Annotated in this window: 24 protein-coding genes; 8 read left to right on the top strand and 16 right to left on the bottom strand. The window is 45.6% G+C overall.

Annotation, left to right across the window (positions count from 1 at the left end; translation table 11 throughout):
* Nucleotides 1–102: 102 nt before the first annotated feature.
* The gene (locus tag AC1DCV_RS09470) at nucleotides 103–915 is read left to right on the top strand and encodes an enoyl-ACP reductase FabI (protein ID WP_089893210.1); all 813 of its coding nucleotides are present in this window, start codon (nucleotides 103–105) and stop codon (nucleotides 913–915) included.
* A gap of 428 nt (nucleotides 916–1,343) precedes the next feature.
* On the opposite strand, the gene AC1DCV_RS09465 is transcribed toward AC1DCV_RS09470, so the two are convergent.
* Both AC1DCV_RS09465 and AC1DCV_RS09460 read right to left on the bottom strand, forming a co-directional pair.
* Nucleotides 1,344–2,087 carry a hypothetical protein gene (locus AC1DCV_RS09465; protein WP_477022981.1) on the bottom strand — a complete coding sequence of 248 codons (744 nt, stop codon included), beginning with the start codon at nucleotides 2,085–2,087 and terminating at the stop codon, nucleotides 1,344–1,346.
* A gap of 303 nt (nucleotides 2,088–2,390) precedes the next feature.
* Nucleotides 2,391–2,612 carry a DUF2795 domain-containing protein gene (locus AC1DCV_RS09460; RefSeq protein ID WP_012794455.1) on the bottom strand — a complete coding sequence of 74 codons (222 nt, stop codon included), beginning with the start codon at nucleotides 2,610–2,612 and terminating at the stop codon, nucleotides 2,391–2,393.
* Nucleotides 2,613–2,712: 100 nt separating this feature from the next.
* Between AC1DCV_RS09460 and AC1DCV_RS09455 the strand changes: the two genes are divergently transcribed.
* Nucleotides 2,713–3,363 (top strand): ABC transporter ATP-binding protein, encoded by a 651-nt coding sequence (locus tag AC1DCV_RS09455; protein ID WP_477022980.1) that lies wholly within the window; start codon nucleotides 2,713–2,715, stop codon nucleotides 3,361–3,363.
* Between the two features lie 12 nt (nucleotides 3,364–3,375).
* On the opposite strand, the gene AC1DCV_RS09450 is transcribed toward AC1DCV_RS09455, so the two are convergent.
* The 3 genes from AC1DCV_RS09450 to AC1DCV_RS09440 all read right to left on the bottom strand — a co-directional run bounded on the left by AC1DCV_RS09450 (nucleotide 3,376) and on the right by AC1DCV_RS09440 (nucleotide 7,551).
* Entirely contained in the window at nucleotides 3,376–4,278 is a 903-nt protein-coding gene (locus AC1DCV_RS09450) for a histone deacetylase family protein (protein ID WP_477022979.1), read from the bottom strand.
* 133 nt (nucleotides 4,279–4,411) lie between these two features.
* Complete coding sequence (gene pdeM, locus AC1DCV_RS09445; protein WP_477022978.1) at nucleotides 4,412–5,059, bottom strand: ligase-associated DNA damage response endonuclease PdeM; 648 nt, start codon at nucleotides 5,057–5,059, stop codon at nucleotides 4,412–4,414.
* A 41-nt stretch (nucleotides 5,060–5,100) separates the two neighbouring features.
* Entirely contained in the window at nucleotides 5,101–7,551 is a 2,451-nt protein-coding gene (locus AC1DCV_RS09440; protein ID WP_477022977.1) for a ligase-associated DNA damage response DEXH box helicase, read from the bottom strand.
* A gap of 52 nt (nucleotides 7,552–7,603) precedes the next feature.
* Between AC1DCV_RS09440 and AC1DCV_RS09435 the strand changes: the two genes are divergently transcribed.
* Nucleotides 7,604–8,929 (top strand): NCS2 family permease, encoded by a 1,326-nt coding sequence (locus AC1DCV_RS09435; protein ID WP_477022976.1) that lies wholly within the window; start codon nucleotides 7,604–7,606, stop codon nucleotides 8,927–8,929.
* On the opposite strand, the gene AC1DCV_RS09430 is transcribed toward AC1DCV_RS09435, so the two are convergent.
* From AC1DCV_RS09430 to AC1DCV_RS09415, 4 genes are all read right to left on the bottom strand, one after another.
* Complete coding sequence (locus AC1DCV_RS09430; protein ID WP_477022975.1) at nucleotides 8,930–9,961, bottom strand: S66 peptidase family protein; 1,032 nt, start codon at nucleotides 9,959–9,961, stop codon at nucleotides 8,930–8,932.
* 28 nt (nucleotides 9,962–9,989) lie between these two features.
* Nucleotides 9,990–10,388 (bottom strand): ester cyclase, encoded by a 399-nt coding sequence (locus AC1DCV_RS09425; protein ID WP_477022974.1) that lies wholly within the window; start codon nucleotides 10,386–10,388, stop codon nucleotides 9,990–9,992.
* A gap of 62 nt (nucleotides 10,389–10,450) precedes the next feature.
* A complete protein-coding gene (locus AC1DCV_RS09420; RefSeq protein ID WP_477022973.1) occupies nucleotides 10,451–11,308 on the bottom strand; it encodes a helix-turn-helix domain-containing protein in 858 nt (285 codons plus the stop codon).
* A 99-nt stretch (nucleotides 11,309–11,407) separates the two neighbouring features.
* On the bottom strand, nucleotides 11,408–11,986 hold the full coding sequence (locus tag AC1DCV_RS09415; protein ID WP_477022972.1) for a porin family protein: 579 nt from the start codon (nucleotides 11,984–11,986) through the stop codon (nucleotides 11,408–11,410).
* Nucleotides 11,987–12,183: 197 nt separating this feature from the next.
* On the opposite strand from AC1DCV_RS09415, the gene AC1DCV_RS09410 reads away from it, so the two are divergent.
* Entirely contained in the window at nucleotides 12,184–12,768 is a 585-nt protein-coding gene (locus tag AC1DCV_RS09410; RefSeq protein WP_477022971.1) for a hypothetical protein, read from the top strand.
* A 19-nt stretch (nucleotides 12,769–12,787) separates the two neighbouring features.
* Here AC1DCV_RS09410 and AC1DCV_RS09405 read toward each other — a convergent pair whose 3' ends face one another.
* From AC1DCV_RS09405 to AC1DCV_RS09395, 3 genes are all read right to left on the bottom strand, one after another.
* On the bottom strand, nucleotides 12,788–13,435 hold the full coding sequence (locus tag AC1DCV_RS09405; RefSeq protein ID WP_477022970.1) for a hypothetical protein: 648 nt from the start codon (nucleotides 13,433–13,435) through the stop codon (nucleotides 12,788–12,790).
* Nucleotides 13,436–13,644: 209 nt separating this feature from the next.
* Entirely contained in the window at nucleotides 13,645–14,253 is a 609-nt protein-coding gene (locus AC1DCV_RS09400; protein WP_477022969.1) for a hypothetical protein, read from the bottom strand.
* 30 nt (nucleotides 14,254–14,283) lie between these two features.
* Nucleotides 14,284–14,778: an Lrp/AsnC family transcriptional regulator gene (locus AC1DCV_RS09395; protein ID WP_477022968.1), complete on the bottom strand. Its 495-nt coding sequence runs from the start codon at nucleotides 14,776–14,778 to the stop codon at nucleotides 14,284–14,286.
* Between the two features lie 144 nt (nucleotides 14,779–14,922).
* Here AC1DCV_RS09395 and AC1DCV_RS09390 point away from each other — a divergent pair, with 144 nt between their 5' ends.
* Complete coding sequence (locus AC1DCV_RS09390) at nucleotides 14,923–16,275, top strand: MFS transporter (protein WP_477022967.1); 1,353 nt, start codon at nucleotides 14,923–14,925, stop codon at nucleotides 16,273–16,275.
* On the opposite strand, the gene AC1DCV_RS09385 is transcribed toward AC1DCV_RS09390, so the two are convergent.
* The 4 genes from AC1DCV_RS09385 to guaA form a co-directional block, all read right to left on the bottom strand.
* Nucleotides 16,243–17,847 carry an ATP-dependent DNA ligase gene (locus AC1DCV_RS09385; RefSeq protein WP_477022966.1) on the bottom strand — a complete coding sequence of 535 codons (1,605 nt, stop codon included), beginning with the start codon at nucleotides 17,845–17,847 and terminating at the stop codon, nucleotides 16,243–16,245. The two genes, AC1DCV_RS09390 and AC1DCV_RS09385, sit on opposite strands and share 33 nt — an antisense overlap.
* A 3-nt stretch (nucleotides 17,848–17,850) precedes the next feature.
* Nucleotides 17,851–18,891 carry a ligase-associated DNA damage response exonuclease gene (locus AC1DCV_RS09380; protein ID WP_477022965.1) on the bottom strand — a complete coding sequence of 347 codons (1,041 nt, stop codon included), beginning with the start codon at nucleotides 18,889–18,891 and terminating at the stop codon, nucleotides 17,851–17,853.
* 41 nt (nucleotides 18,892–18,932) lie between these two features.
* The gene (locus AC1DCV_RS09375) at nucleotides 18,933–20,243 is read right to left on the bottom strand and encodes an ABC transporter substrate-binding protein (protein ID WP_477022964.1); all 1,311 of its coding nucleotides are present in this window, start codon (nucleotides 20,241–20,243) and stop codon (nucleotides 18,933–18,935) included.
* Nucleotides 20,244–20,372: 129 nt separating this feature from the next.
* Nucleotides 20,373–21,911 (bottom strand): glutamine-hydrolyzing GMP synthase, encoded by a 1,539-nt coding sequence (gene guaA, locus AC1DCV_RS09370; RefSeq protein WP_477022963.1) that lies wholly within the window; start codon nucleotides 21,909–21,911, stop codon nucleotides 20,373–20,375.
* A 92-nt stretch (nucleotides 21,912–22,003) separates the two neighbouring features.
* On the opposite strand from guaA, the gene AC1DCV_RS09365 reads away from it, so the two are divergent.
* The 3 genes from AC1DCV_RS09365 (at nucleotide 22,004) to darB (ending at nucleotide 25,304) form a co-directional block, all read left to right on the top strand.
* Nucleotides 22,004–22,741: a head GIN domain-containing protein gene (locus AC1DCV_RS09365; protein ID WP_477022962.1), complete on the top strand. Its 738-nt coding sequence runs from the start codon at nucleotides 22,004–22,006 to the stop codon at nucleotides 22,739–22,741.
* Nucleotides 22,742–23,064: 323 nt separating this feature from the next.
* Nucleotides 23,065–23,985, top strand: coding sequence for a hypothetical protein (locus tag AC1DCV_RS09360; RefSeq protein WP_477022961.1), 921 nt, complete (start codon nucleotides 23,065–23,067; stop codon nucleotides 23,983–23,985).
* Nucleotides 23,986–24,167: 182 nt separating this feature from the next.
* Nucleotides 24,168–25,304 (top strand): dialkylresorcinol biosynthesis protein DarB, encoded by a 1,137-nt coding sequence (darB, locus tag AC1DCV_RS09355; RefSeq protein ID WP_441573732.1) that lies wholly within the window; start codon nucleotides 24,168–24,170, stop codon nucleotides 25,302–25,304.
* Nucleotides 25,305–25,311 lie beyond the last annotated feature (7 nt).

The raw sequence follows: 25,311 nt of genomic DNA, 5'->3' as shown, positions 1-25,311 counted from the left end.
GCCATTCGTCTGTGATAAACAGGCTAAAAGCTCATCGCTGACAGCTAACAGCTTTTTTTTTCAACTATAACGACTATTTTTGCCGAAATTAATTTTGACCAAATGGCTCATAACTTATTAAAAGGGAAGAAAGGTATCATCTTCGGCGCACTGGATGAAAAGTCTATTGCATGGAGAACTGCACTGCGTTGTGTGGAAGAAGGCGCTGAAATTGTGCTTACCAACGCCCCTATTGCCCTGCGTATGGGTGAGATCAACAAACTGGCGGAAACCTGTAAAGCACCTGTAATTCCGGCAGATGTAACCAATATGGATGATCTGGCCAACCTGTTCAACAAATCCATGGAGCACTTTGGTGGTAAGATCGATTTCGTTCTTCACTCTGTGGCAATGGGTATGAATATTCGTAAAGGCAGAAGCTATACTGATCTGGATTACGATTTTAATCACAAAACATTTGATATCTCTGCGATGTCACTGCACCGCGTACTGCAAACAGCTTACAAACTGGATGCGTTGAACGAATGGGCATCTGTAATTGCATTGTCTTATATCGCGTCACAGCGGGTATTCCCTGACTATGGCGAAATGGCGGATGCTAAAGCCCTGCTGGAATCAATTGCGCGCAGCTTTGGTTACCACTATGGTACGGCCAAAAAAGTACGCGTTAATACTATCTCCCAGTCTCCTGTTAAAACAACTGCAGGTGGTGGTGTAAAAGGTTTCGATGGCTTCATGACTTATGCAGATGCTATGAGTCCGCTGGGTAATGCCACTGCAGACGAATGTGCTAACTATGCAGTAGCCATGTTCTCTGACCTTACCAAGATGGTGACCATGCAGAACCTGTTCCATGACGGTGGTTTCTCCTTCACAGGGGTATCCAAACCAGTTATTGACCAGATGGAGAAATAAGCTCAAAGCTAAAGGCATAAAGCAGAAAGCTATTACAACGAATGGCCAAAGCGGATTTTAATATTCGCTGAGTTCATTCGTTGTAATAGCTTTCTGCTTTATGCCTTTAGCTGAATCAAGTTTAAAACCTGGGGAAGCCCCCATCATTATAGTCAGCATTACCTTTTCATTATGTAGATTCCGTTTAGGCTATACTTAGCACCCGCTAAGTACCTATAGAAGCCCTGCAGCAGAGGTGGACTTGATGTGGGGATGACGTCTGGATGTATAACCCCGATGAAATTGCATCAGCAAATGGGCGGAGGTCAGAATAGGCCATAGCAGGGCTGCTTCAGTGTTAGGCTGTAGCTGTGGAAAGCGATAGACTATTTAGAGGAAGCAGGTATAGAGGGTTTATTCATCAAAATATCTCCGGAGGCAGGATCTCTTTATTCCAGTTGAATGACAGCTGGATATGCGTGTGTATAGATAAGTTTGGGAAGCAATTTCGTCCGCTTGGGGTAAGTACGTTTATGAGCATATTTGGGTACCTGCGGCGCTGCCACCCCAATAATGTCGGCCGCCATGTATTGTCTGTTGCCAGATGGGCCGTCTTTATATAGGGCTCTTACCTGGAAAACCACTACCAGTGAACCCTGCCCGGGTACATCGAGTGAGACATTGGTTTCCTGGAAAGTAGTATCCGTATCTATCATGAGCGTAACTGTTTCGCTACCTGCCACCCGGCGTGATATAAAATCAATGCGTGTAGCGATTACTTTTACTTCCAGGGCAGCGATGTCTTTATACCCGGTGATGGTTTGTGCGGGAATATTTAATATTCCGTTACTCAAGAGGCGGGGAGCCACCGGAAAAAAACGATCTACTCCGGTATGCTGATTGAAGCGGAAACCTGTGATGGCGGCGTGATGATCGCCGGCAGCAATGAGTAGTTTGTTGAGCCGATTGATGTGGGCGCCGTCACAATGGATATCCAGGTTACTGTAAAAAGCATGACGGATAAAAGCGCCTTTCCTGCTGGCGATGCCAAAGCGCCGGGATGCGCGACGTGTAGCAGCCGTTTGCTGCACGCTTTGAGGCATGGAGCGCAGGAAGTAGTTGCCATTGCGCTTATACCCAATGAGATTGCCGAGTTTTCCCGTAAAAGAAATGACAGACATTTGTTTTGCCATGGGAGATTATTTTGATTACTATAAATATAACATAATCCAGGGAACCTGTTTTGGGGATAGATGGAAGATGAGCTAAAGGGAGTGTAATGGGTATTGTTTAATATTCAAAGATAGTGCAGTAGGTATTTGAGAATGACAAATACGAGTGTATTGGCATTTAGAGAACATTGAAAAAAGGATATTCCCCCAGGTTTTCAGATCTCTTTAGCCTTACGCGCCATAAAAAAAGCCGCATCCTTTTCAGGAGCGGCTTAAATGTTATTGGTCGTAGCAGGAACGGGAGCGTGCGGTCAGCGACGCTGGCTAATATTCATCTTCATTAAAGAAGAAGTCGTCTTGCGACGGATAATCAGACCAGATATCTTCAATCCCCTCATAAATTTCTCCCTCATCCTCCAGCTCCTGAAGGTTCTCGATTACTTCGATCGGTGCACCGGAACGAATGGCGTAGTCGATAAGTTCGTCTTTAGTAGCTGGCCATGGAGCGTCCTCCAGGTATGAAGCTAATTCTAATGTCCAGTACATCTTATTAAAATTTTTACTTTTTAATTTTTCGCAAAAGTATTATTTAATTTGAAATAAACAACTTTTACTATTTTATCGGTTAATTACTTTTCTTTGGGTTATGCTAACCGCCCGCAATGTTACCAAAAATTATTCCAATTTACCCATATTGAAAGGGGTAGACATTACTGTCAGTAAGGGAGAGATTGTGACCATCGTAGGATCCTCTGGTGCCGGCAAGAGTACCTTGCTGCATATCCTGGGGACACTGGATACGCCCACTGCTGGCGAAGTATGGCTTAATAATGTCAATCTGACGGGTTTAAAGGGGAATGCCCTGGCCGATTTCAGGAACCGTCATATTGGCTTTATTTTTCAGTTTCATCACCTGTTGCCCGAATTCACTGCACTCGAAAATGTTTGCATACCCGGTTATATTGCCGGCACCCGGAAGGCAGCTGTCAGAGAGAAAGCACTCTTTCTGCTGGAAACCCTGGGGCTGAAAGACCGGCTTGAACATAAACCCAATGCCCTTTCCGGCGGAGAGCAACAGCGGGTGGCCGTGGCACGTGCCCTCATCAACGATCCGGATGTGGTCATGGCAGATGAGCCAACCGGTAACCTCGATTCCCGTAATGCCCGTGAACTGCATAACCTGTTCCTCGAACTCCGGGATAAATTGCAGCAAACCTTTATTATCGTTACCCACAACGAAGAACTGGCGCCTATGAGCGACCGGCAGCTGGTGATGCGGGATGGGAAGATTATATAAGTCAGGCGGGACTCAATAACCGTAAATACTGATCCCTGCCTTAAACGTATTACAATGTGCATTCACGATATCGCGGATGTGCGTGGAGTAACCGCCTCCCATTGCTACAGCACAGGGGATATGGTGTTTTCTGAGCTCATGGAAAACCATCTCGTCCCGCTCCTGGCAGCCCTGTTGGGTTACTTTCAGTTTCCCGAATTTATCGGTGGACAGGATATCTACTCCTGACAGGTAAAAAACAATATCAGGTTTCACCCGGTTAATCAGCACTGGCAAGGCATCTTCCAGCAATTGGAGGTAAGTAGCTGTATCCATGCCATCGGCCAGGGGAATGTCCCAGTCTGATACTTCTTTATGGAAAGGATAGTTATGTGCCCCGTGCATGCTGAACGTATATACATGGGGGTTATTGGCAAACAGGGCGGCGGTACCGTTGCCCTGGTGTACATCCAGGTCTATAACGAGTGCCTGTTTGATATGCTGATGATGTAGCAGGTAGTTGGCTGCTACCGCAAAGTCGTTCAACAGGCAAAATCCTTCTCCATGATCCGCAAAGGCATGGTGCGTGCCACCGGCCACATTGAAGCCGATGCCATGCTCCAGTGCATGCAGCGCGACATCTATGGTGCCCTGTGCAATCACTATCTCCCTTAGCGTGAGTGCCGGGGATTGTGGAAAACCAATTTTTCGCTGTTCCCGGGGAGAAAGCGTCTGATCTGTGAGTTGCTGCCAATATGCTGGGGTATGTGTTAAGAGAATGGTGTCCGGAGTGGCCGGTGCCGGCATAAACAACTGCCCGGGAGTGATAACGCCTTCCCGCAATAGCTGGGTTGGTATCAGTTCGTATTTGAGCATCGGGAAGCGGTGATCTTCCGGCAAAGGATGCGTGTATATGTTGTGATAAGCAATCTTCATAAATTATTCGCTGCAGGCTGTTGTGAAAAATCCGTCTCTGGTATATCCCTGAAAATATCTGCTGCTATCTTTCCCTGGTAATCCGGCCGGTCATCTCCCCAAAAATATCCGCTGATATCATCTCCCTGAATAATCACTGTGCCCGGATAATCGATTTTCCGGCGATTACAAACACAGGATCCTTTCCGCCGGGGTCAAGGGTGGCCGAGCCGGTAAAGTGCCCAAAAGCGGGTAAAATGCCGCAATGCTGCCCAAAATAGAAGCAGGGTAAACGCAACCGCTGCCTGCCGGCACCATACATAACAAAGGCAGGGTGTAAATGCCCGGAGAAGGTGTACTGATAACCGTTGTTATCTTCACAAGGCTCATGGATAAAGTGAATGTTGCGGAGCGTGAGGGTTTCATGTACCTGGATCTGCAACTGCTCATATACCGTGTCCGGCATAATGTCGTGATTGCCTTTTACCAGGTCAACGGTGATATGGGAAAATTGCTGTCTCCATATCCTGAAATATTGGACTTCATTATTTTCACTGCTATGGAACATATCTCCCACAATAATGATCCGCATGGGCAGATACTGGGTGATCAGCTGCTGTAAACGGAAAAGATCTTCCTGTACAATGCCCGCAGGGACTGCAATACCGGCTTTACGAAAATGAGCCGCCTTCCCCAGGTGCAGATCTGAAAGGATCAGCGCTTTTTCTTCTTCCCAAAAAATTGCCCGCTGGGGCAATAAGTGCCAATGCTGTTGCTGAAAGTGAAATATTTCCCCGACCACTGAATCAACTGTTTTTTAATGCCCTGCAAATTATTGAATTCTTAACCGTTCGTGATCAATTTTTTGATGCGGTCTTCCAGTTTTTCACTGGTCATGGTATCACGGAGACTGTCCACCTTAATAGGAAAGCAGAAGGGAGTTAACCGCTGTGGGAAAGTGATGATGATTTTGCTGACGGCAATACGCTCCAGTGTTTCGCGCAGGCGGGCTTCTTCCATCTGGTAAAAGAAGGCTTCGTTGAAAGCCTGTTTCAGCAGCAGGTTTTGCGGGTCATAATCTCCAAACACATTGAACAGCAGAGAGGCAGATGATTGCAGGTGTCGGTTGGCCTTGTGTTTACCTGGGTAGCCCTGAAATATGAGACCGGCGATGACCGCAATGTCGCGGAACTTACGCCTGGCCATTTCCGTGGCGTTGACGCTGGTTTGTAATTCTGTGAGCAGGTTATCCGTGGAGAAAAGCTGCTTCGCATTGGCATGGGTAAGTGGGATGGGCTGGTCCGACAGCAGCTCAAAACCATAATCGTTCATGGCAATGGAAAAAGTAATCGGTTGTATACGGCTGATCCGGTAGGCCAGCAGCGCCGCCATTACTTCATGTACCAGCCGCCCTTCAAAAGGATATACGAAGAGATGATAGCCATCTTTGGTTTGTATCTGTTCGATCAGGAGTTCGTTGGCTTTGGGAATATGCGATAGTTCTTCCTGCAGGTTAAACAGTGGTTGCAAGGCAATCAGCTCCGGATCTTTGGTATTACGTGACAGTGCTTCATTGAATTTTTCCCGCAGCATGCGGCCCAGGTTGGAAGAAAGTGGAATCCGTCCGCCCTGGTAGCTGGGTACAATAGATTTTTTTGAATTTGATTTACGTACCAGCACTGTCATATCTTTTATCAGCACGTATTCCAGGTTGCGGCCTGCCAGTGTAAAGGAGTCGCCCACCTGGAGGCGGGAGATAAATCCTTCTTCAATGACGCCGATGTAGCCGCCGGTCATGAACTTTACTTTCAGCATGGCATCGCTGACAATAGTGCCGATGTGTAAACGGTGGCGCATCGCCATCATGCGGCTGCGGCAGATATAGAAATCGCCTTCGCGTTCTATTTTTTTGAATTCATCGTAACTGGCTAAGGCATCGCCGCCGGTAGTGAGGAAGGAGAGCAGCCATTGCCAGTCATCTTCTGTAATATGCTGATAACAGAAAGTATGTCGTACCTCCTCCCATATCTCGGAGGCATAAAAGCCGTCAGATACCGCCAGCGTCATGAGATACTGGAGTAGTACATCGTATGCCAGTATAACGGGCATTTTACTTTCAATCAGATCCTGTTCCATGGCAGCTTTCAGCGCAGCTGCTTCTACCAGTTCCAGTGCATGTGTGGGGAGGAAAAATATTTTGCTCACGGCGCCGGGCTGATGTCCGCTACGGCCGGCCCTTTGGAGGAACCGCGCCACTCCTTTGGGACTGCCTACTTGGATGACACTGTCTACCGGCCGGAAATCCACTCCCAGGTCCAGGCTGGCGGTACATACCACTGCTTTCAGGATACCGTTGTGCAGGGCTTCTTCCACCCATATACGTAATTCCATGTCTATAGAGCCATGGTGTAATGCCAGCGCGCCGGCCAGCATGGGATCTTCTACTAACAACGACTGGTACCACCGCTCCGATTGAGAGCGGGTGTTGGTAAATATGAGGGTTGTCTGGCTTTCATGAATGATAGGTAATGCCTGCGGCAGCATTTTGAGTCCGAGGTGACCTGCCCAGGGATAGTTTTCTATTTCATGGGGGATCACACTTTTGAGCGCAATTTTCTTTTTTAGTTTAGCCCTGATAATGATGCCATTGCTGTGACTGCCGCCCAGCAATACTTCCAGCGCTTCATCCAGGTTGCCAATGGTAGCAGAGATGCCCCATACTTTCAGCTGGTCACCACGCAGGCCTTTGAGCCGGCTGAGTGCCAGTTCCACCATGACGCCCCGTTTGCTGCCGATCAGTTCATGCCACTCGTCTACCACCACGGTATGCATATGGCTGAATACTTTGGGATATTCTTTCTGGCCCAGCAAGAGGTGTAAACTTTCCGGCGTAATGATGAGTACTTCCGGCATCTGTTTTTTTTGTGCAGCACGTAGTGCTACGGAGGTATCGCCGCTGCGAATCCCCACCTGCCAGGGTACATTCAGTTCCTGCAAGGCGCTTTCCATGGCCCTGCCCAGGTCTTTGGCCAGTGCACGCAAAGGTGTTACCCACAGTAACTGTAAACCATTTTTTGTTTTATGGGGATAGTCTTTCGGATGGGCATCTATCCAGGCAATAACGGCTCCCAGGAACAGGGAGAAGGTTTTTCCGAAGCCGGTAGGGGCGTTTACAATGCCGGACTTGCCCTGCAGATAAGCCTTCCAGGCATCTTCCTGGAATTTAAAGGGCTTCAGTTCTTTGTCGCCCAACCATTTGTTGATCACTTTCCATCCACCCGAACGTTGTTGCATAGGGATGAAATTAGGATAAAATGATAAATCATGAAACGCTTATTTTTGCAGCATGCTCGCAAAATTTTTCCGGCTCTCCGAACATAACACAACTGTTAAGAAAGAAGTACTGGCAGGGTTAACTACCTTTTCCACGATGGCGTATATACTGGCGGTGAATCCCAGTATCCTTTCCCGTACAGGGATGGACTTTAATGCCCTGATTACGGCTACTGCGCTGGCAGCTGCTATTGGTACACTGGTGATGGCGCTGTATGCCAAACTACCTATTGGCGTGGCGCCGGGGATGGGATTGAATGCCTTTTTTGCCTATACCATTGTGTCTTCCATGGGATACACCTGGCAGTTTGCGCTGACCGCTGTTTTCCTGGAAGGGATCATTTTTATTTTCCTTTCTATGTTCCGGATACGGGAAGCTATTATCAACAGTATCCCGGAAAATCTGAAGCATGCTATTTCTGTAGGGATAGGATTGCTGATAGCATTGATAGGGATGGCCAACGCAGGTATTATAGAAACAGGTATGCATCATGTGGGAGAAGGTAAGCTGGACGGGGTGATCCTGAAGATGGGTGATGTGACCAGTATAGGGCCACTCATTGCGTTGATAGGGTTGATTGTAAGCGCAGTGCTGATGTATAAGCATATAAATGCCGCTTTACTGATAGGTATCCTGGCCGCTACAGTCATTGGAATCCCTTTGGGTATTACCCACTTCCCGGCAAACGGGCACCTGGTGAGTTTACCACCATCGCTGGCACCTGTCGCTTTTAAGCTGCAATTTGATAAAATATTTACCCTGGATATGGTGATGATCCTGTTTACGCTGTTGATGGTGAATCTTTTTGATACCGTAGGCACGTTGATAGGGTTGTGTAATAAAGCAGGACTGCTGGATGAAAATGGTCGTTTGCCACGCGCCAAGCAGGCACTGATGGCTGATGCAGTAGGCACCACTGCAGCAGGTTTGTTAGGTACCAGTGTAGTTACTGCTTATGTAGAAAGCGCCAGCGGTATTGCTGCCGGTGGTAAAACCGGTTTGACTGCCCTTACTGTTGCCATCATGTTTTTGTTGTCGCTGTTTTTTGCGCCTGTTTTTGCCATGATTCCGCAAGCTGCTACAGCTCCTGCTTTGATCATTGTAGGTATGTTGATGATGGGGGCCGTTACAAAAATTGATTTCAATGATGTAACAGAAGCCATCCCGGCTTTCCTGGCGATCGTCATGATGCCTTATACCTACAGTATTGCAGAGGGAATTGTATTTGGTATGTTGTCTTACGTATTGCTGAAAGTATTAACCGGACAGTACAAAAGCATCAGTCCTGTGATGTATGTGCTGGCTGTATTATTTATCATTACTTTCCTGGTGAAGTAATTATTCCTTCAGGGTAACGGTATCGTCACCTACGCTCAGGGTGTGCATCATGCCACATTTGAGGGCGTAGTTGTTTTTCTGGTGTCCTACGGGGAAGTTAAAGCACACCGGGTATTTGAAATCTTTTACTTTTTCGAGTACCATATCATAAATTGTTCTGCCGAATTCTTCGCCGGGATCATCTGGTTTGATCCGGTTAAATCCGCCGATGATAAGGCCGGCGAGGTTGTCCAGTTTATGGGAGCGCTGTAGTGTGCCCAACATACGGTCAAGGCTATACGGATATTCACCTACTTCTTCCAGGAATAATATTTTGCCGTTGGTATCTATTTCTGAATCGGTGGCAGACATGCTTTGAATGATGGAAAGATTCCCGCCAGTGAGTATGCCCCTGGCTTTCCCCTTACGGTTATTGCTGTCAGGTGTGGTGCTGTATTGCATTTTTTTACCGGTGAGTGCCTGGTAAATAGACATGATGGTATCCTGTACAATGGGCTCTGCTTTCCCGAAGTCATCAGGGAAGCTATTACACATTTTGGAATGGAGAGAAGCTATCCCGAAGTGGCGACCGATATGACAATGCAATACCGTGGCATCACTGAAGCCGATAACCCATTTGGGCTTCCGTTGAAACCGGGAAAAGTCGAGTTGGTCAACGATGCGTGCGGTACCATAACCGCCGCGGCCACACATGATTGCTTTAATATCTTCATCATTGAGCATCGCCTGCAGGTCTGCGAGTCTTTCTGCATCGGTACCGCCAAAGCTAAAGTCGCGGGCGCCTACGGTTTTGCCTATACGAATATTGAATCCCCAGCTTTCCATAATGCGGATAGCGGGTTGTATCTCTTCTCTTTTGATGTATCCGGCTGGACAGGTAATGCCAATGATATCACCGGGTTTCAGATAAGAGGGGACCAATGGTTCCTTCTTATCTGAAACGGCAGGTAATCCAATGCCGGCAAGTGTTTGCAGTGCAGGTAGTCCGGCACCGGCAGTAACAAGAGCAGACAGAAAATGTTTGCGGTTCATACGCTTAAAATAAGCATAATTTGGCAAATCATCCTACAGTTGTTATTTCGCGTATAGACCAGTGGGCTACATATTTTTCATCTTTCAACTGTACAATATCTATAATGCGGAGGGTAGCTTTTTTCCCGGTAGGCTGCTGTCCCAGGAAAGGCGCGCTGAAGGTGCCCGTAAAAGCTTTGTGGGTAACTACTTTGTCGTTTTCCGCTATCATATCAAAAATTTCCAGTTGAATATCGGGGAATGCCGGCCGTAGTAATTTGATGATAAAATCACGGGTGGCGCCGGCGTCATTATTGCCAACAGGCCCGGTGTGGTTAATGAAATCAGGTGCTACTATTTCCTCAAATGCCTGCAGATCTCCTTTAATGATAAATGCTTCGTTGAAACGTTTCACTACTGCTTTGTTCCTTTCCTGTATTGTTTGCATGATATTGTTTTTACAGATGCAAAATTACAGGGAGAATAGCAGTTGCCGGTAACGCGAATAGCTCAGATAATCGCCTTTTTAGCTCTTTCGCTGTTAGGGGTGATGCCGTAGGTTTGTTTAAAGATGCGGATAAAATGGGACGTACTTTCAAATCCGCATTCCATGGCTATTTCGGCCACTTGTTTGGAGGTGGTTTGCAGCAGCGTTTGTGCGTAGGATAATCTTTGTTCATTGATCCAGCGTTTGGGAGCAGCATGGTACTGTTGCTGAAAATCGCGTTTGAAGGAAGCGAGGCTGCGTCCGGATAATTTGGCCAGTTCAGGTAAGGTGAGGGGTTGGAATAAATGTTGTTTTACAACAAATGCAATGTCGGATGGCTGCGCATATACAATTTGCTGCATGAATGCCAGTATGGATGACTGCTGCGGAGTGGCCAGCAGTAACAGGAATATCTCATATAACTTTACAGATAATAAAGCGGCCAGTGTGTCGGGAGTTTGTGTAAAATAAGAAAGATACTGTTGCCGGAATGCTTCCAGGAGTGGGTTTAAAGGGAGGGTGAGATGATCTCCCCCGGATGTTTTTACGGGTGTGGTATAATTGAATTTATGTAGAAATCTGCGTAGTTGTTCATCTGAAAAATAAATCAGCAGGCTTTCGAAATTAAGGCCATCTTCCACAAAATCAGACATGATGTAAAAGCCACGTTTTATCAATAGGAGGGAACCTGCTTCTACTTTGACGGTGTTACGATCAAAGTGTAATAGTTTATGCCCGGACAGTACAAATATCATCACGTTTTCATTCAGGAAAATAGTGCGTTTGTCCGCCATACTGCGCTTTTTCAGCATGGCGAAGTGAGTGTTGCCGGCTTTCAGTATTTGTTGTCCGTCCTGATCTTTTGGGAATTTGAGTAACATGTTACCAAAATTAAAGTATTCCACTTTATTCCGGCAGTATAAAAAAAGCCCCTCCGGTGTTTGACCGGAAGGGCTTTACAATCAATGGATGGGGCCAGCTTATTTTTTTCTTTTGATCGTGTAGTTAACACCAACTTGTAGATTACTGGTATACAGACTACCTCCTTCTGACTTGTTACTTACACCAAACATATACCTGGCTGATACACCAAGACCCAAAGGCAATTGATAACCAATACCAGCACCGGCATTAAGACTAGCCCGCCTGAATTGTTGCCGGTAGCTCCTCTTGTAGCTTTCTGTTTTTTCATTTGCATATAGCAGTATGCCTGCTTCGGGGCCCGCTTCTACATACAGTTTGGGGGTGATATAGTATTTCACCATCACCGGAATATTTAGATAACCTTGTGTTTTTCTCGAGAAATAAACGCCTTCAGTGCTGGTATATCTATAGTAGTCTCCTGATTTTGCAAACAATAATTCAGGCTGAAATGCCCAGTGTTTATTAAATTTAAGTTCTGCGAAACCACCGGCATAGAAGGCCGGATAGTAACGTTCAAACCTGGTGATATCATTGGATAGATTGAGGCCTCCTTTTATACCATAGTTAACCTGTTGGGCATGGGTAGCCAGGGCCGCTGCCATACTTGGCAACAGAAGCAATAACGCTTTTTTCATTTTTTGAGTTGTTGGATAATTAAAGTTACAGTTATAAATAGGTACTATAGTAAGGCCTTACAAACGTAAATTTATAGGTGTAAGTGTTAAGGAAATCCTTACATGATTTTTTTCGCATCCTTTTAACTTTTATATATAATAAAATTATCTTGTGATAGTGGCAGTATTTTTGTCAAGGTTATTCAAATGGCTATTTTATGCGTTACATGATTACAGGGTTGTTTATGTTGTTGTTATCATCTGTTGGTTATGCTCAAAAGGCGGCCTGGCTGATTGTTCCGGGCAAATCTATCGGGCAGATAACATTGGAAACGCCCTCTCAGCGCCTCGCTGTATTAGGTAAGCCGGATGGAGGTGATGCTGCGATGATGAAAGCATGGCGTATCTGGTATAGTCGAAAAAAAGATAAGAGCATTGATTCTTCACATATGGTAGCGGTGTTTACTGCTATGCGTACGCAGGATACCCAGTATGTAAAACAGATCCGTGTAAATTCACCCCGGTTTAAAACGGCGAAGGGAGTAGGCGCCGGCAGTAGTATGGTGGCAATTAAGAAAGCTTATCCAGGTGTTCAACTAGTACAAACCTACGAATCTGCCAATAAAGCAAGACGCATCGCTGTATATGAGGATACTAAGACGGGAATTGCATTTGAGACTTCAAATGCCCGCAGTAAAAAGCCGGTTTGTTCTATGGTAGTAGTATTTGATCCGGGAGAATCTGCTGCCGGTTACCTGGATTTTCATGCGGGCTTTGACATGATGGATCCGGTGGAGAAATGATTTTTTCGGGAGATAATACTCACAACGTTTTTTTCTTTCTTTTCGTTTCGTAAAACAGGTCTTGCTTTTTTTTCTTTTCTTCTCTTTTCCGGCGAGCGATTTCCCGGTAATATTCACGGTCTTTATAGCGACGTCCATCCGGTTTGTGAATGTGATAACCAAACGTATACTGCAGGGAGATACTGTTGATGGCGTTTATATCCGGGTTCATTTTGGCGAAATTAAACATATACGAAGCATGCAAGCTCCAGGAGGAATTGCCCACCGGGAAGTTAATTTTAGCGTCGCATATCAGTCCATTTGCGTGTATGGTAGTGGTATCAACGCCAGGTCCTGCATCTATCCGTCGGCTGGCAGCATGCCAGGCATACCCTACTCCTACGGAATAGCCCATGTATTTATAGGCACGTGGTGTTGCGCCATTACCGAATGTATAATTGAGGGTAACGGGCATATTAACCATATATCCAATTTCAGGAAGGTTAATTAATTTTTGTTTCTTGTTTTTTGTGCGGAAATCATTGGGGCCTGTAGGTCCTACACCAAGGCTGGAGCCAACAGACAGGCTTGATTTATCTGAAAATTCATACAGGTTGACCCGGGGCTCTAAGTTAAACATCACAGCGCTGTGGTGTTCACCGCGAATACTGCCACCACCTAATGCCATCTGAAAAGAATTTTTTTTCTGGGCAGATGTAGTAATGAACAAGCTATTTAAAAATACAAGCAGGGGAAGGGATAAGTATTTCATGTGTGTATGACGGATAAAAGCGATGTTAAGTTACCCGAAAACACATCAGTGAGAATGTTATTTTACATATACTTATCCTGATTGGATTAATCCTGTGTTGATTGGCGGAAACTGTTGAGGTTTGATTATTTGGATCGGCCAATCTTCACATTAATATTGTAATCGATACCTATGGTGGTAATACCCGAAATATCGGGATTGTATTGGTTGTTATTGAACATGTACGCCACGCGTAATCCGAGGGAGTGATTTTTTACCGGGAATCTCCATCCGGCGCTGAGTACAATACCGGATACATGTATCTGGTTGGTACTCACTTCTTCATCATCAATAAAATCCACGCCGTGGGCCGCATTGAGGAAACCATAACCGGCGCCTGTAAAAAAGCCCCATTTCATATGAGCCCTGTTAGTAGCTGCATTACCAAAATTCCAGGTGAGCAGTACGGGGACATTGGCCATAAAGATGCTGGTGGAGTTACCGCCGGTATTACTGTTGTAGTTATCGTTGACGGTTGTACCCAGACCTATATGGGTACCAAAGGAGAGAACAGATTGGTCAGAGAAGCGAAGGAAATTCAACCGGGGGGAATAAACGATGCCCGCACCGAGATAACTATTACCTGCAAACAATCCTCCGCCTATAGCATGCGAAAACAGCCGGGATTGGGCGTTAGCGCTTATCTGGAAAAATAGAAAACATCCTGCACACAATAATGTGTATAGTCTGAACATAGGTATTGAGAATGTTTAAAGATCATAACGCTAAAAAACCACCTGGTGGGTTGCCTTAATAACGGAAATTACAAATATACTTTGTGTATGGCTTAGATTATCTAACTCACCCAGTTTATTTACATAAAATTCACGGTATTCATCCATGTCCTTTACCTGTACTTTTATCATGAAGTCAAATTCCCCTGAAATGTTCAGGCATTCGGTTACCTCTGTAAAGTTTAATATCTCCTGAATAAATTTCTTACCGTACTTTTTATTATGTTCTTTAAGGGTGATATAACATAATACGGTAAGGCTTTTATTTATTTTCCGCGGATCTACAATAGCGGCATATTGTTTAATAACCCCTGCCTGCTCCATTTTACGGATACGTTCATATACAGGTGTAGTACTAAGGTTCAGTTGACCAGCAATATCCCGGATCGTCATTTTAGCATCTACCTGTAATAATCTCAGGATACCCATATCTTTTTCATCCAGGTGAAGCGGTGTATCCGTATGATGTTCTTTTTTGCTGATCATGATACTATATGTTTGGAACAAATATCTATTTATTTGTCTTAAAACAGGTATTTGTTCCAAATTTTTTAAGATTAAATTACTGTTAGAATGTTTTTTTAGGTTTGCACAGTGAGAAAGCAACGAATCATTTTGACAGTAGCCTGCATGGCTATATTTTTTGAAGCATTGGACGTGTCCGTGCTGAACATGGCCATACCACAGATGGAATCATTTTTTCGTTTTGGTGCAGACGCTATTCAATGGGTGCAGACAGTATATGTATTATTTTATGCCGGCCTGGTATTGTTGGGTGGGCGTTTAGCAGATACCCAGGGAAGGAAAAAGATATTTATTACCGGCGCTGTTGCATTTGTGCTGGCTTCGCTGGCAGCCGGATTTTCGCTTTCTTTCGCCTGGCTGCTGGTATGCAGGGCATTACAGGGAGGTGGGGTTGCATTAGCTATTCCTGCTGCCATGGCTATCATCACTAATACTTTTACGGAACCCGCTGCCAGGAATCGTGCCCTGGGTATTTTTGGAGCGATGGCGGGAATAGGTTTTGCTACAGGTTTGGCCATTGGAGGGTTGATCAGTAACTATCTGGGCTGGCAATGGGTATTTTTTATAAATGTACCGGTAATTGGTGTAGCGATCATGCTGGCAGTGGTATACATTCCTGCAGATGAAAAGCATTCAGTGAAGCCGGTGCATAATGCGTTAAGTGCTATCCTGATCACGTTATTGATGATGCTGGCCGCCTGGCTGATACATGATTTGGGTAATATCGGTGACCATTATACGAAATACTTATCGCTGTTGTTTTTGTTCATTGTAGCGGGGCTGTTTTTTGTGCGTCGTGAACGCGTTCATACATCACCGTTAGTAGATTTCCGCCTGTTCCGTTTGCGGGGTGTGATTACCGGGAATGTAGGAGCTATACTGCTGGGAAGTGTTTTTCTGAGTTATATATTTATGTTGACACTTTATCTGCAGAAAGATCTTCACTTTTCTTCTTCACAGGCCGGGTTGTTGTTATTCCCCTTCAGTATTTTATCTGGTATTATTTCAAAGTTTGTATTGCCTCATTTGTTTGAGCGATTGGGTGTGGTGAAAACGGGAATTATTGGTAATGTATGTATGCTGTGTGGTATCCTGTTTTTCATTGGTAGTTATTTTACGAACCATACGCTTTTATTTATTTTTTGTGCGGTAGGTTGTATTAATTCCTTTGGGATGGCGATTAGCTTTCCCTGTGTAACGATATTAGCAGTGCAGTCGGTGCCTGAACGGCAGCAGGGGTTGGCTTCAGGTATTAATGGTACTGCTAATGCGCTTGGCGGCGGCCTTGGCTTATCGTTGGTAGGGCTGGTGATGCAGGTGGCCGATACAAAGGGCTGGAGTGCGTATGGGGCAGGATTAAGCGTATTGGTGCTGTTGGGCCTGGTCGCTATTGGGCAGCTGTTGTTGTTTTATCAGCGTAATAAATCAGGCGTCGGGGTAGTGTCCATTCAGTCGTAGTAATTCCTTCAGGTCTTCCAATGTATTTATTTCTGTTACGGGTTTATCTTTTCTCCAACGGTTAATGCGTGGAAAGCGCAGCGCCACACCGGATTTGTGACGGTTGGAAGCAGCAATACCTTCAAAGGCAATTTCAAATACGAGTTCCGGTTGTACGGTTCTCACAGGGCCGAATTTTTCCAGTGAGTGTCGTTTGATCCAGTTGTCTACTTCTGCAATTTCTTTATCTGTGAGGCCGGAATAGGCCTTGGTAAAGGGCACTAACTGGTCTCCGTCTTTTACAGCAAAGGTATAATCGGTATATAAATTAGAACGTCGGCCATGGCCTTTCTGGGCGTAAATCATTACGGCGTCAATGGTTAATGGATCGATTTTCCATTTCCACCAATCGCCGCGTTTGCGGCCTACCTGGTAGGCCGCGATTCGTTTCTTAAGCATTAGTCCTTCACTGCCTTTATCACGTGATTGCCCGCGTAGGGCGGTGAGTTGTTCCCAGGTATCAAAAATGATTTCCGGCGATAATCGTAATACTGGTAAGCTGGTTTGCAGTACCAGTTGTTCCAGTAAGGCGCGGCGTTCTGCCAATGGTTTCTCCCGCATATCACTACCTTCCCATTCCAGCAAATCATAAGAGAGAAAAATAACGGGTGCTTCCTGCAATTGTTTGCGGGTAACATTCTTTCTGCCGATTCTTGTTTGCAATGTTTGAAAAGGCAATGGCATGCTGTTGGCGAAAGTGAGTATTTCTCCATCCAGTACAGTGCCATCGGGTAGGGCCGTTAGCAATTGGGTGAATTCCGGGAATTTTTCAGTGATCAGTTCTTCTCCCCGTGACCATACAAATAGTTGATTTTCCCGTTTGATAATTTGTCCGCGGATACCGTCCCATTTCCATTCTGCCTGCCAGTCTTTTTCCGTGCCCAGTGTGGTTGGGGCTCCTTCCAGTGCATAGGCCAGGTAAAACGGATAAGGGCGGGAAGCATCTGCGCCGGTAGTATGCTGGTGTAGTAATTCTTCAATGGTTACATTACGGGGATCCCAGTTGCCACTGATCATATGTGAGAGGGTAGCTGCTTCAATATGATAAGTTTTTGCCAGTGCATTTACCATCATTTTCTGAGACACGCCTATACGAAATCCTCCGGTGATCAGTTTATTAAACACGAATCTTTCCCCACTATCCAGTGCATTCCAGGCTTCCAGGATGAAGGATTGCTTAATGCTCTCTTCTGCTTTTTCCAGTTGTTGGAGCTGTTCGAGCCAATAGTGCAGGGGCGCTGCCATGGGAGCGGTGCCTGGTGGCAGTAATAATGCAATGGTTTCTGCCAGGTCGCCTACGGTGTGATAACATTCGTCAAATAGCCACTCGGAGATGGAAGTAGCCTGCATGCACCATGTTTTTAGCTGTGTGCTGTTGACGGTTCGTTTGGGGCGACGCCCGGAGAACAGTGCCAGCACCCAGCTTTTATCTTTGTCGGGTGCGGTAGCAAAGTATTGGCTCAGCGCCTCCAGCTTTTCGTTGGTTTTGGTGCTGTTGCTTAATAATTGTACCAGTTGAGCAAATTGTTGCAAGGCTTAAGTTTCAGGGTTAGTAATCAGTTCTTCATCTCCGTAGGAAGTGGTTACTTCCTTTGCATTGATCCCTTTTTCATTGAGATAACGGGCAAAAACGCTACTGAAGCCATGGGTAACAAACACCTGTTCTGCTCCGGTGGCCGTAACTGCTTCCAGTAACCCCGTCCAGTCAGCATGATCTGACAGGGCAAAGCCCGCGTCTGCGTTGCGCCGGCGCATATTACCGCGCACCTGCATCCAGCCGCTGCAAATACCCAGCGCGTAGGGCTGGAACCTGCGCATCCATGCGTTATCTTCTGCCAAAGGCGGTGCTATAATCACTGCATTTTTAAAGGCAGATTTAGGAGTTTCCGGCGTAATCCTTTCTACGGGAGGCAGCAGCCATCCTTCTTTTAGCAGCACCTCGTGCGGAATAGCAATGGCCCCGTGTGCCAGAAAGTGATCGACTTTATCTTTCAGGTGGAAAAGCAACCGCTGGGCTTTGCCCAGGCTGTAAGCCAATAACACACTGGCTTTGCCTGCCTGCTGATTGGCATATATCCATTGTGTTATGTTGTCGAAAATTTGTTGCTGAGGCTCCCAGCGATAAATGGGCAGCCCAAAAGTAGATTCTGTAATGAAGGCATGACAACGCAAGGGTTCGAACGGGACCGACAAGCCATCGTTTTCCAGTTTGTAATCTCCGCTGACCACCCATACTTCGCCGTCCTGTTCCACCCGCACCTGTGCAGCGCCTATCATATGTCCGGCTGGATGCAGCGAAACTTTTACCCCATTAAAAAACAGCGACTCACCGTAAGCAACACCTTGTACCTGGATGTCGTTGCCCAGCCTGAGCCGTAGCAGAGGGACGGAAGTATTTTCACATAAGTAGTATTGATTTCCCCAACGTGCGTGATCGGAGTGTGCATGTGTGATGACCGCGCGCTTAACGGGTTTCCAGGGATCTATGTAGAAATCGCCTGCCGGACAATAGATGCCGTTGTCGGTAAATTGCAGCACATTCATATAAGGGAATATACGCAAAAAAAATCGTGCCATGACCCGGGTCATGGCACGATAGAAGATCAGTTGCCGGGCAACTATTTACTCATCTTGATATCTGCACTATCTCCTTTCTGGATGATGTAGATATTTTTATTTTCAAAGTAGGAAGGTGTTGCTTCTCCTTCTTTCAGATACACTGGCAGGAAATTATAATTGGTAATTACTTTCGGTGATGCGCTGACCATGCCATTGAAATAAACGCCGTTGGTATGCAGCAGTTTTACAAAGTAGTAGGTCAGGTCAAAGCCTTTGTAGGCCATGTCGGACGGGCGTGCCTTATATGTTCTGCGGAAGTAGTCGCTTATATACCTGCTGTAGGCATCTGTTTTGTCGTTATAGTAGGGAGATGAATAATACACCTGTAAGCCTTTAAACTCCGGTTCTTTCAGCTTAATCACATCCCAGGTAGGCATCCCAAAAATCTGCAGCGGATAAGTAGTGGCAGAAACGCTGAGCTTGCGCAGCAGGTTTTTGGCGCCCGTTTCATCCAGTGCAGTCACGATGATGATATTGGTACGATCTGTCAGCAGGTATTTGGAGATTTCCTCTGTGGAGGTGGCATCATTCCAGATGACTTCTTTGATCTTTATTTTTTTAGTATTGTCCATTTTATCGTAGGAGGCCTTGAAGTCTGCTGCCAGTCTTGTTTCGAAGGCGGTGTTCCTGCGGAACAGCACAATGTTTTTATTGGAGAAAGCGTCCTGTACATAATTCTGCAGGGCTTCGCAATGGGTTTTCAGGGTACTGTTGGAGATATATAAAAAAGGATTATCGCTGATGCCGGCATCATTAGGGAAGGTGCCGGAAACGAAGTTAATTTCTTTTTCTTTTGCGAAATCGCTGAGTTCTTTCAGTTCCGGATTGCTTACGGAGCCGATGATAAGATCTGTATTATCCAGTGCTTTGCTGCGGATGATGGAAGGTATGCTTTGTTTGGATTTGCTGTCGTAAACGGTCACTTTCAGGTTATAGCCCTGTTGTTGGAGGGTGTCCAGTGCCAGCTGCGCTCCTTCATAGAATTCCAGTCCGGGTAGCACGTATTTAGGCATGGTGCGGCCGGGAATATCAGTGGAGGTGGCAAAAACAGAATCCAGGTATAAGGGAGCAAAGAAGGCGATGTTGTAGGTCTCTTTCTTTACTTCTTTACCAAATGCCGGCACATTAAAAGGCGCTTTTGCTGCGGTTGTTTTCTTTTCTTCCGGTTTTTTAGCCGGTGCAGGCTTACTCAAAGAAGGCGGAGGTCCGTCTACCCGTTTGGTGCTTTTCCTGGAAGAAGAGCAGGAGCTGATCAATACCAATAATACCAGTCCGGATATCAGGTGTTTTATAGAAACTAAATGGTTCATAATTGGCGCTAATTTACAAAAATCATTCCGGGGAATGTGAAATAAAGCATTACGGAGTTGTGGGTAGATAAAAAGTATCTATCTATCCACAACTCCGTAACTATAGCTCAGTATTTTAGTGTTCCGGTATTATTCCCACTCAATAGTAGCAGGAGGCTTGGAACTGATATCGTATACTACGCGGTTAATGCCTTTTACCTTGTTAATGATGTCGTTAGACATTTTAGCCAGGAATTCGTAAGGCAGATGCGCCCAGTCAGCAGTCATACCATCCACGGAGGTTACTGCACGTAACGCAACGGTGAATTCGTAGGTGCGTTCATCGCCCATTACGCCAACACTTTGTACCGGCAGGAGAATGGTACCTGCCTGCCATACTTTGTCGTATAAACCGGCTTCTTTCAGTCCTTCTACATATACATTATCCGCTTCCTGCAGCATGTGTACCTTTTCAGGGGTGATAGCGCCGAGGATACGGATAGCCAGACCAGGACCAGGGAACGGGTGACGGCCCAGGAATATGTCGCTGATACCAATTTCGCGGCCTACGCGGCGTACTTCATCTTTAAAGAGGAAACGCAGTGGTTCTACCAGTTGCATATTCATCTTTTCGGGTAATCCGCCTACGTTATGATGGGATTTGATGGTAACGGAAGGACCATTTACGGAAACGGATTCAATTACATCCGGGTAAATGGTACCCTGTCCCAGGAAAGAGATGTCGGTGAGGAGGGTGGCTTCCTGCTGGAAAACATCGATGAACAGGCCGCCAATGATTTTGCGTTTTTGTTCCGGATCGGAAACGCCCGCCAGTTTTCCGTAGAAAAGATCTTTTGCATTGATTCCTTTTACATTCAATCCCATATGTTTATAGGATTCCAGTACGGTATCAAATTCATCTTTTCTCAGCAGACCGTTATCTACAAATATGCAGAACAGGTTTTTGCCGATGGCTTTGTGGATCAGTTCAGCAGCCACGGTAGAATCTACGCCACCGCTCAATGCCATTACCACGCGCTTATCGCCTACCTGTGCTTTTATTTTTTCTACTGTTTCGTGTACAAAAGCAGCTGGGGTCCAGTCCTGGCTACAGTTACAGATATGTAACAGGAAGTTGCGCAGGATCAGTTTACCTTCCAGGGAGTGTGTTACTTCCGGGTGAAACTGCAAACCGAACATAGGGTTGGCAGCCAGGGTAGTATTTTTGAAAGCCGCTACTGGTATGTTTTCGGTAGTGGCAATGATTTCAAATGCTTCCGGAATACGTTTAATGCTATCTGCATGGCTCATCCAAACCTGGCTTTTTGCGGAGATGTCATATAATAATTTTTCCTCTTTGTTATTGTGCTCCATAAAGGCGCGGCCATATTCACGGAGGTTGCTTTTAGCTACTTCACCGCCAAACACTTTGGCCATCATCTGTGCGCCATAGCAAATGCCAAGTACGGGTACTTTTGCAGCAATGGCCGCAATGTCAATGATAGGCGCATTTTCGTCATTCACCGAAAATGGACTACCGGATAATATAACACCTTTGATGGTTTCGTCCCAGGTGATGGGCTGAAGACAAGGCTTAATTTCGCAATAAACATTCAGTTCACGGATGCTGCGTGCAATCAGCTGTGTATACTGCGAACCGAAATCGAGGATAAGTATCTTTTCTGTCATGGTGGTGCAAAGATAAAGTCCTTCCGGCAATTTCGGATTTTGAAATTCGAATTTCAGAAATCTGGTGTACCTTTCTGGCATAATCCAAACCCATGATATCAACAAAATCGCTCCTATGTCAGGCCATGGTGGCCTTTTCAGCAATTTTAATGCTTAATTCCTGTGATGTGATCGGTCAGAATCGCGTAAAAGGAAACGGTCATGTTGCCAAGGAAGACAGGCAGGTATCTTCTTTCCACCGGGTAAAACTGGAAGGCAGCATGAATGTGTTTGTGGCGCAAGGCCCTGCCAAAGCCGCTGTTATTGAGGCGGAAGATAATATTATCCCACTGGTGGAACTGACAGAAGAAGATGGCCGGCTGATTGTCCGCCTGAAAAGAGGCTATTCGATCAGCACGCATAATGATGTGAATGTGTATTTAACTACACCGGAATTAAATGAGGTGAGCTTGTCAGGTTCCGGAGATGTGAAGCTGACGGATAAATTTACTTCGACTGCCGATATGAAAATCGCGTTGTCCGGCTCTGGTAATGTCAGGGGAGAAGTGAATGCACCAGCGGTGAAGGCATCTATTTCCGGTTCGGGCAATATGTTCCTGAAGGGAGAAACCAAAGAGGTGAACTTATCTATTGCCGGTAGTGGTAATTTCAAAGGCAGTGATCTGCTCTCCGAAAATGTGGATATCTCCATTGCCGGTAGCGGCGATGCAGATGTATATGCCAGTGTAAAGCTGAATGCAAAAATTGCGGGCTCGGGAGATGTAAAATATAAAGGTACTCCCCAGATATCTTCTTCTGTAGCCGGTTCCGGATCTATACAGAAAGATTAGATATTAACATTGGCAAATCTTTAACATTTCTGAAATCATATTTCGTACAGTTTATCTGTTTATAGGAATGTTTTAATAGAACATAACAAGTCCTTGAGTCCAGGTACAGCATTCGCTAATTTATACCGGTTGATGCTGTACCTGGCTGGGGCACAATATATTACCCCTTTTTTTTATACCCCATCCCATCAAGACTTCGCGTCAAATTATCATTAAATCACATGAATGATTGCTGTTTTTTTGTATGTTTACAGCTTGAATTGTGGATTTTGCCATTTGAATTGTTGATTTACGTCTTGAATTGTTGAACTCCTATTCCTTTTATGAACGAAAGACCGAAGATCCTGGTGGTATATTATACCCAGACAGGGCAATTGAAAAGGATTATTGATCATGTGCTGGCGCCGTTGGAGGGCAAAGCAGATATTACGTTCGAGCAATTGGTGCCTGTAACGCCGTTCCCATTCCCCTGGGGAAAACAGCAGTTTTATGATACCATGCCGGAAACCGTTCAGTCTACTCCGCGGGCAATACAGCCGTTGAAAGTGGATGTGAATGCAGCTTTCGATCTGGTAATACTGGCTTATCAGCCCTGGTTTTTATCTCCTTCACAGCCTACGGCTGCTTTTCTGCAAAGTGAGGCTGCTAAGCAACTGTTGAAGGGTAAAAAGGTGATTACCTTATTGGGTAGTAGAAATATGTGGCTCAATGCGCAGGAAAAAGTAAAAAATTACCTGCAGCAGGCGGGCGCCAATCTGGTTGGCAATATAGTGCTGGTAGATAAATCTCCCAATCTTATATCTGTTATTACCATTCTGCGTTGGGCGTTTAAAGGTAAAAAGGAGGCCACACGCTTTTTACCACAGGCGGGTGTGCAGGAGAATGAGATTGTTACTTCCGGTCGTTTTGCCGGACCCATAGAAAATGCATTACTGCATAATCAATGGGAGGAGTTGCATCCGCAACTGCTTTCCCTGGATGCAGTAGAGTTAGTACCCAACCTGGTAGTCCTGGAAGGAAAAGGAATAAAGGCTTTCCGCTTCTGGGCCAGGTTCATTAGTGCCAAAGGCGGACCCGGTGCTGCTTCCCGGCAGGGACGTGTATCTATGTACAGAGGGTTGCTGCTGGCAGGGATTTTTGTTTTAACGCCTATCTCGCTGATCACTTCTCTTATACAATTAAATCTAAAGAAGAACCAACTGCGTCGTGAGGTGGATTACTATAAGGGTATTTCCTTGCGTTAAGATGCATTATAGCTAGCTTTACGCCATGGCGTGATAGTTGTAATTCCAATTAGAATTCTATATTTACGTCTATATACAACGTATATTAAATTTAAATATGTTTATCACTGTGAGCTGGCTGGCAAGGCAAGACAGTTCTGATCAGGTTTTACATGTAGCCTTAAAAGACGAATAATATTCAAATGAAGGAAGTTTATATTACCAGGCTGTCTAAATTTTTACCTAACAAGCCTGTTGAAAATGATGAAATGGAGAGCATTCTCGGCATGGTAGATGGAAAGGCTTCCCGTGCACGTTTAAAGATTCTGGGTAACAACAAAATAAAAACGCGTTACTATTCTTTGGACAAGGAAGGGAATTCTACTCATTCCAATGCGGAGATGACGGCAACAGCAGTAGAACAATTGTTTGATGAGAAATTTCCGATCAGCAAATTAGAATTACTGGCCTGCGGCACCACTTCTCCTGATCAGTTGCTACCCAATCATGCAGCGATGGTACATGGCATCCTGAAATGCCAGCCGGTAGAGCTGATTGCAGCTACAGGTGCTTGTGCAGCTGGTATGCAGGCTTTTAAATATGCCTGGATGTCTATTCGTTGCGGCAATACATCCAATGCCGTAAGTACCGGTTCTGAAAAGTTTTCTGCCTGGATGCTGGCCCAGAAATTTCAACCGGAAGCAGAGAATCTGAAGAGCCTGGACGAAAATCCGATCATCGCTTTTGAGAAGGATTTTCTCCGCTGGATGTTGTCTGATGGCGCCAGTGCTGCTTTGTTCCAGGATAAACCAAATGAAGAGGGTTTATCGCTGCGGGTAGACTGGGTAGAAATATTATCATATGCCAATGAACTGGAAACCTGTATGTATGCAGGTGCTATCAAGCAACCAGATGGCAGCACCACCGGCTGGATAGATATGACGCCGGAAGAATGGGCACAGCACAGTGTATTTTCTTTTAAACAAGACACCCGCTTACTGGGTAAAAATATAGTTCCTTCCGGAGCAAAAATGTGGAAAGAGCTGGTAGAACGTCATAACATCAACCTGGAAGAACTTGACTTCTTCCTGCCGCATCTTTCTTCTGAATTTTTCAGGTTGAAAATAGATGAGGAAATTACCCGTTTAGGCGTGCCGGTGAAACTGGAAAAATGGTTCACCAATCTGGCCAATGTGGGTAACGTGGGCACCGCATCTCCTTACCTGATGCTGGAAGAACTGATGAATACCGGCCGCTTTAAGAAAGGACAGAAAGTGGTATTAATGGTTCCGGAAAGTGCACGTTTTTCTTATGCTTATGCACACATTACTGTAGTATAAGCGTCAC

The organism is Chitinophaga sp. 10T418 (genome assembly GCF_056394125.1).
Note: the sequence above shows the minus strand (reverse complement) of the source record. Positions and strands in the feature narration are given on the sequence as shown.

What these genes read in the sequence shown, in the direction of transcription:
- AC1DCV_RS09470 (WP_089893210.1), top strand. Translation starts at nt 103, where the DNA reads ATGGCTCATAACTTATTAAAAGGGAAGAAAGGTATCATCTTCGGCGCA.
- AC1DCV_RS09465 (WP_477022981.1), bottom strand. Translation starts at nt 2,087, where the DNA reads ATGGCAAAACAAATGTCTGTCATTTCTTTTACGGGAAAACTCGGCAAT.
- AC1DCV_RS09460 (WP_012794455.1), bottom strand. Translation starts at nt 2,612, where the DNA reads ATGTACTGGACATTAGAATTAGCTTCATACCTGGAGGACGCTCCATGG.
- AC1DCV_RS09455 (WP_477022980.1), top strand. Translation starts at nt 2,713, where the DNA reads ATGCTAACCGCCCGCAATGTTACCAAAAATTATTCCAATTTACCCATA.
- AC1DCV_RS09450 (WP_477022979.1), bottom strand. Translation starts at nt 4,278, where the DNA reads ATGAAGATTGCTTATCACAACATATACACGCATCCTTTGCCGGAAGAT.
- AC1DCV_RS09440 (WP_477022977.1), bottom strand. Translation starts at nt 7,551, where the DNA reads ATGCAACAACGTTCGGGTGGATGGAAAGTGATCAACAAATGGTTGGGC.
- AC1DCV_RS09435 (WP_477022976.1), top strand. Translation starts at nt 7,604, where the DNA reads ATGCTCGCAAAATTTTTCCGGCTCTCCGAACATAACACAACTGTTAAG.
- AC1DCV_RS09430 (WP_477022975.1), bottom strand. Translation starts at nt 9,961, where the DNA reads ATGAACCGCAAACATTTTCTGTCTGCTCTTGTTACTGCCGGTGCCGGA.
- AC1DCV_RS09425 (WP_477022974.1), bottom strand. Translation starts at nt 10,388, where the DNA reads ATGCAAACAATACAGGAAAGGAACAAAGCAGTAGTGAAACGTTTCAAC.
- AC1DCV_RS09420 (WP_477022973.1), bottom strand. Translation starts at nt 11,308, where the DNA reads ATGTTACTCAAATTCCCAAAAGATCAGGACGGACAACAAATACTGAAA.
- AC1DCV_RS09415 (WP_477022972.1), bottom strand. Translation starts at nt 11,986, where the DNA reads ATGAAAAAAGCGTTATTGCTTCTGTTGCCAAGTATGGCAGCGGCCCTG.
- AC1DCV_RS09410 (WP_477022971.1), top strand. Translation starts at nt 12,184, where the DNA reads ATGCGTTACATGATTACAGGGTTGTTTATGTTGTTGTTATCATCTGTT.
- AC1DCV_RS09405 (WP_477022970.1), bottom strand. Translation starts at nt 13,435, where the DNA reads ATGGCATTAGGTGGTGGCAGTATTCGCGGTGAACACCACAGCGCTGTG.
- AC1DCV_RS09400 (WP_477022969.1), bottom strand. Translation starts at nt 14,253, where the DNA reads ATGTTCAGACTATACACATTATTGTGTGCAGGATGTTTTCTATTTTTC.
- AC1DCV_RS09395 (WP_477022968.1), bottom strand. Translation starts at nt 14,778, where the DNA reads ATGATCAGCAAAAAAGAACATCATACGGATACACCGCTTCACCTGGAT.
- AC1DCV_RS09390 (WP_477022967.1), top strand. Translation starts at nt 14,923, where the DNA reads ATGGCTATATTTTTTGAAGCATTGGACGTGTCCGTGCTGAACATGGCC.
- AC1DCV_RS09380 (WP_477022965.1), bottom strand. Translation starts at nt 18,891, where the DNA reads ATGGCACGATTTTTTTTGCGTATATTCCCTTATATGAATGTGCTGCAA.
- AC1DCV_RS09375 (WP_477022964.1), bottom strand. Translation starts at nt 20,243, where the DNA reads ATGAACCATTTAGTTTCTATAAAACACCTGATATCCGGACTGGTATTA.
- guaA (WP_477022963.1), bottom strand. Translation starts at nt 21,911, where the DNA reads ATGACAGAAAAGATACTTATCCTCGATTTCGGTTCGCAGTATACACAG.
- AC1DCV_RS09365 (WP_477022962.1), top strand. Translation starts at nt 22,004, where the DNA reads ATGATATCAACAAAATCGCTCCTATGTCAGGCCATGGTGGCCTTTTCA.
- AC1DCV_RS09360 (WP_477022961.1), top strand. Translation starts at nt 23,065, where the DNA reads ATGAACGAAAGACCGAAGATCCTGGTGGTATATTATACCCAGACAGGG.
- darB (WP_441573732.1), top strand. Translation starts at nt 24,168, where the DNA reads ATGAAGGAAGTTTATATTACCAGGCTGTCTAAATTTTTACCTAACAAG.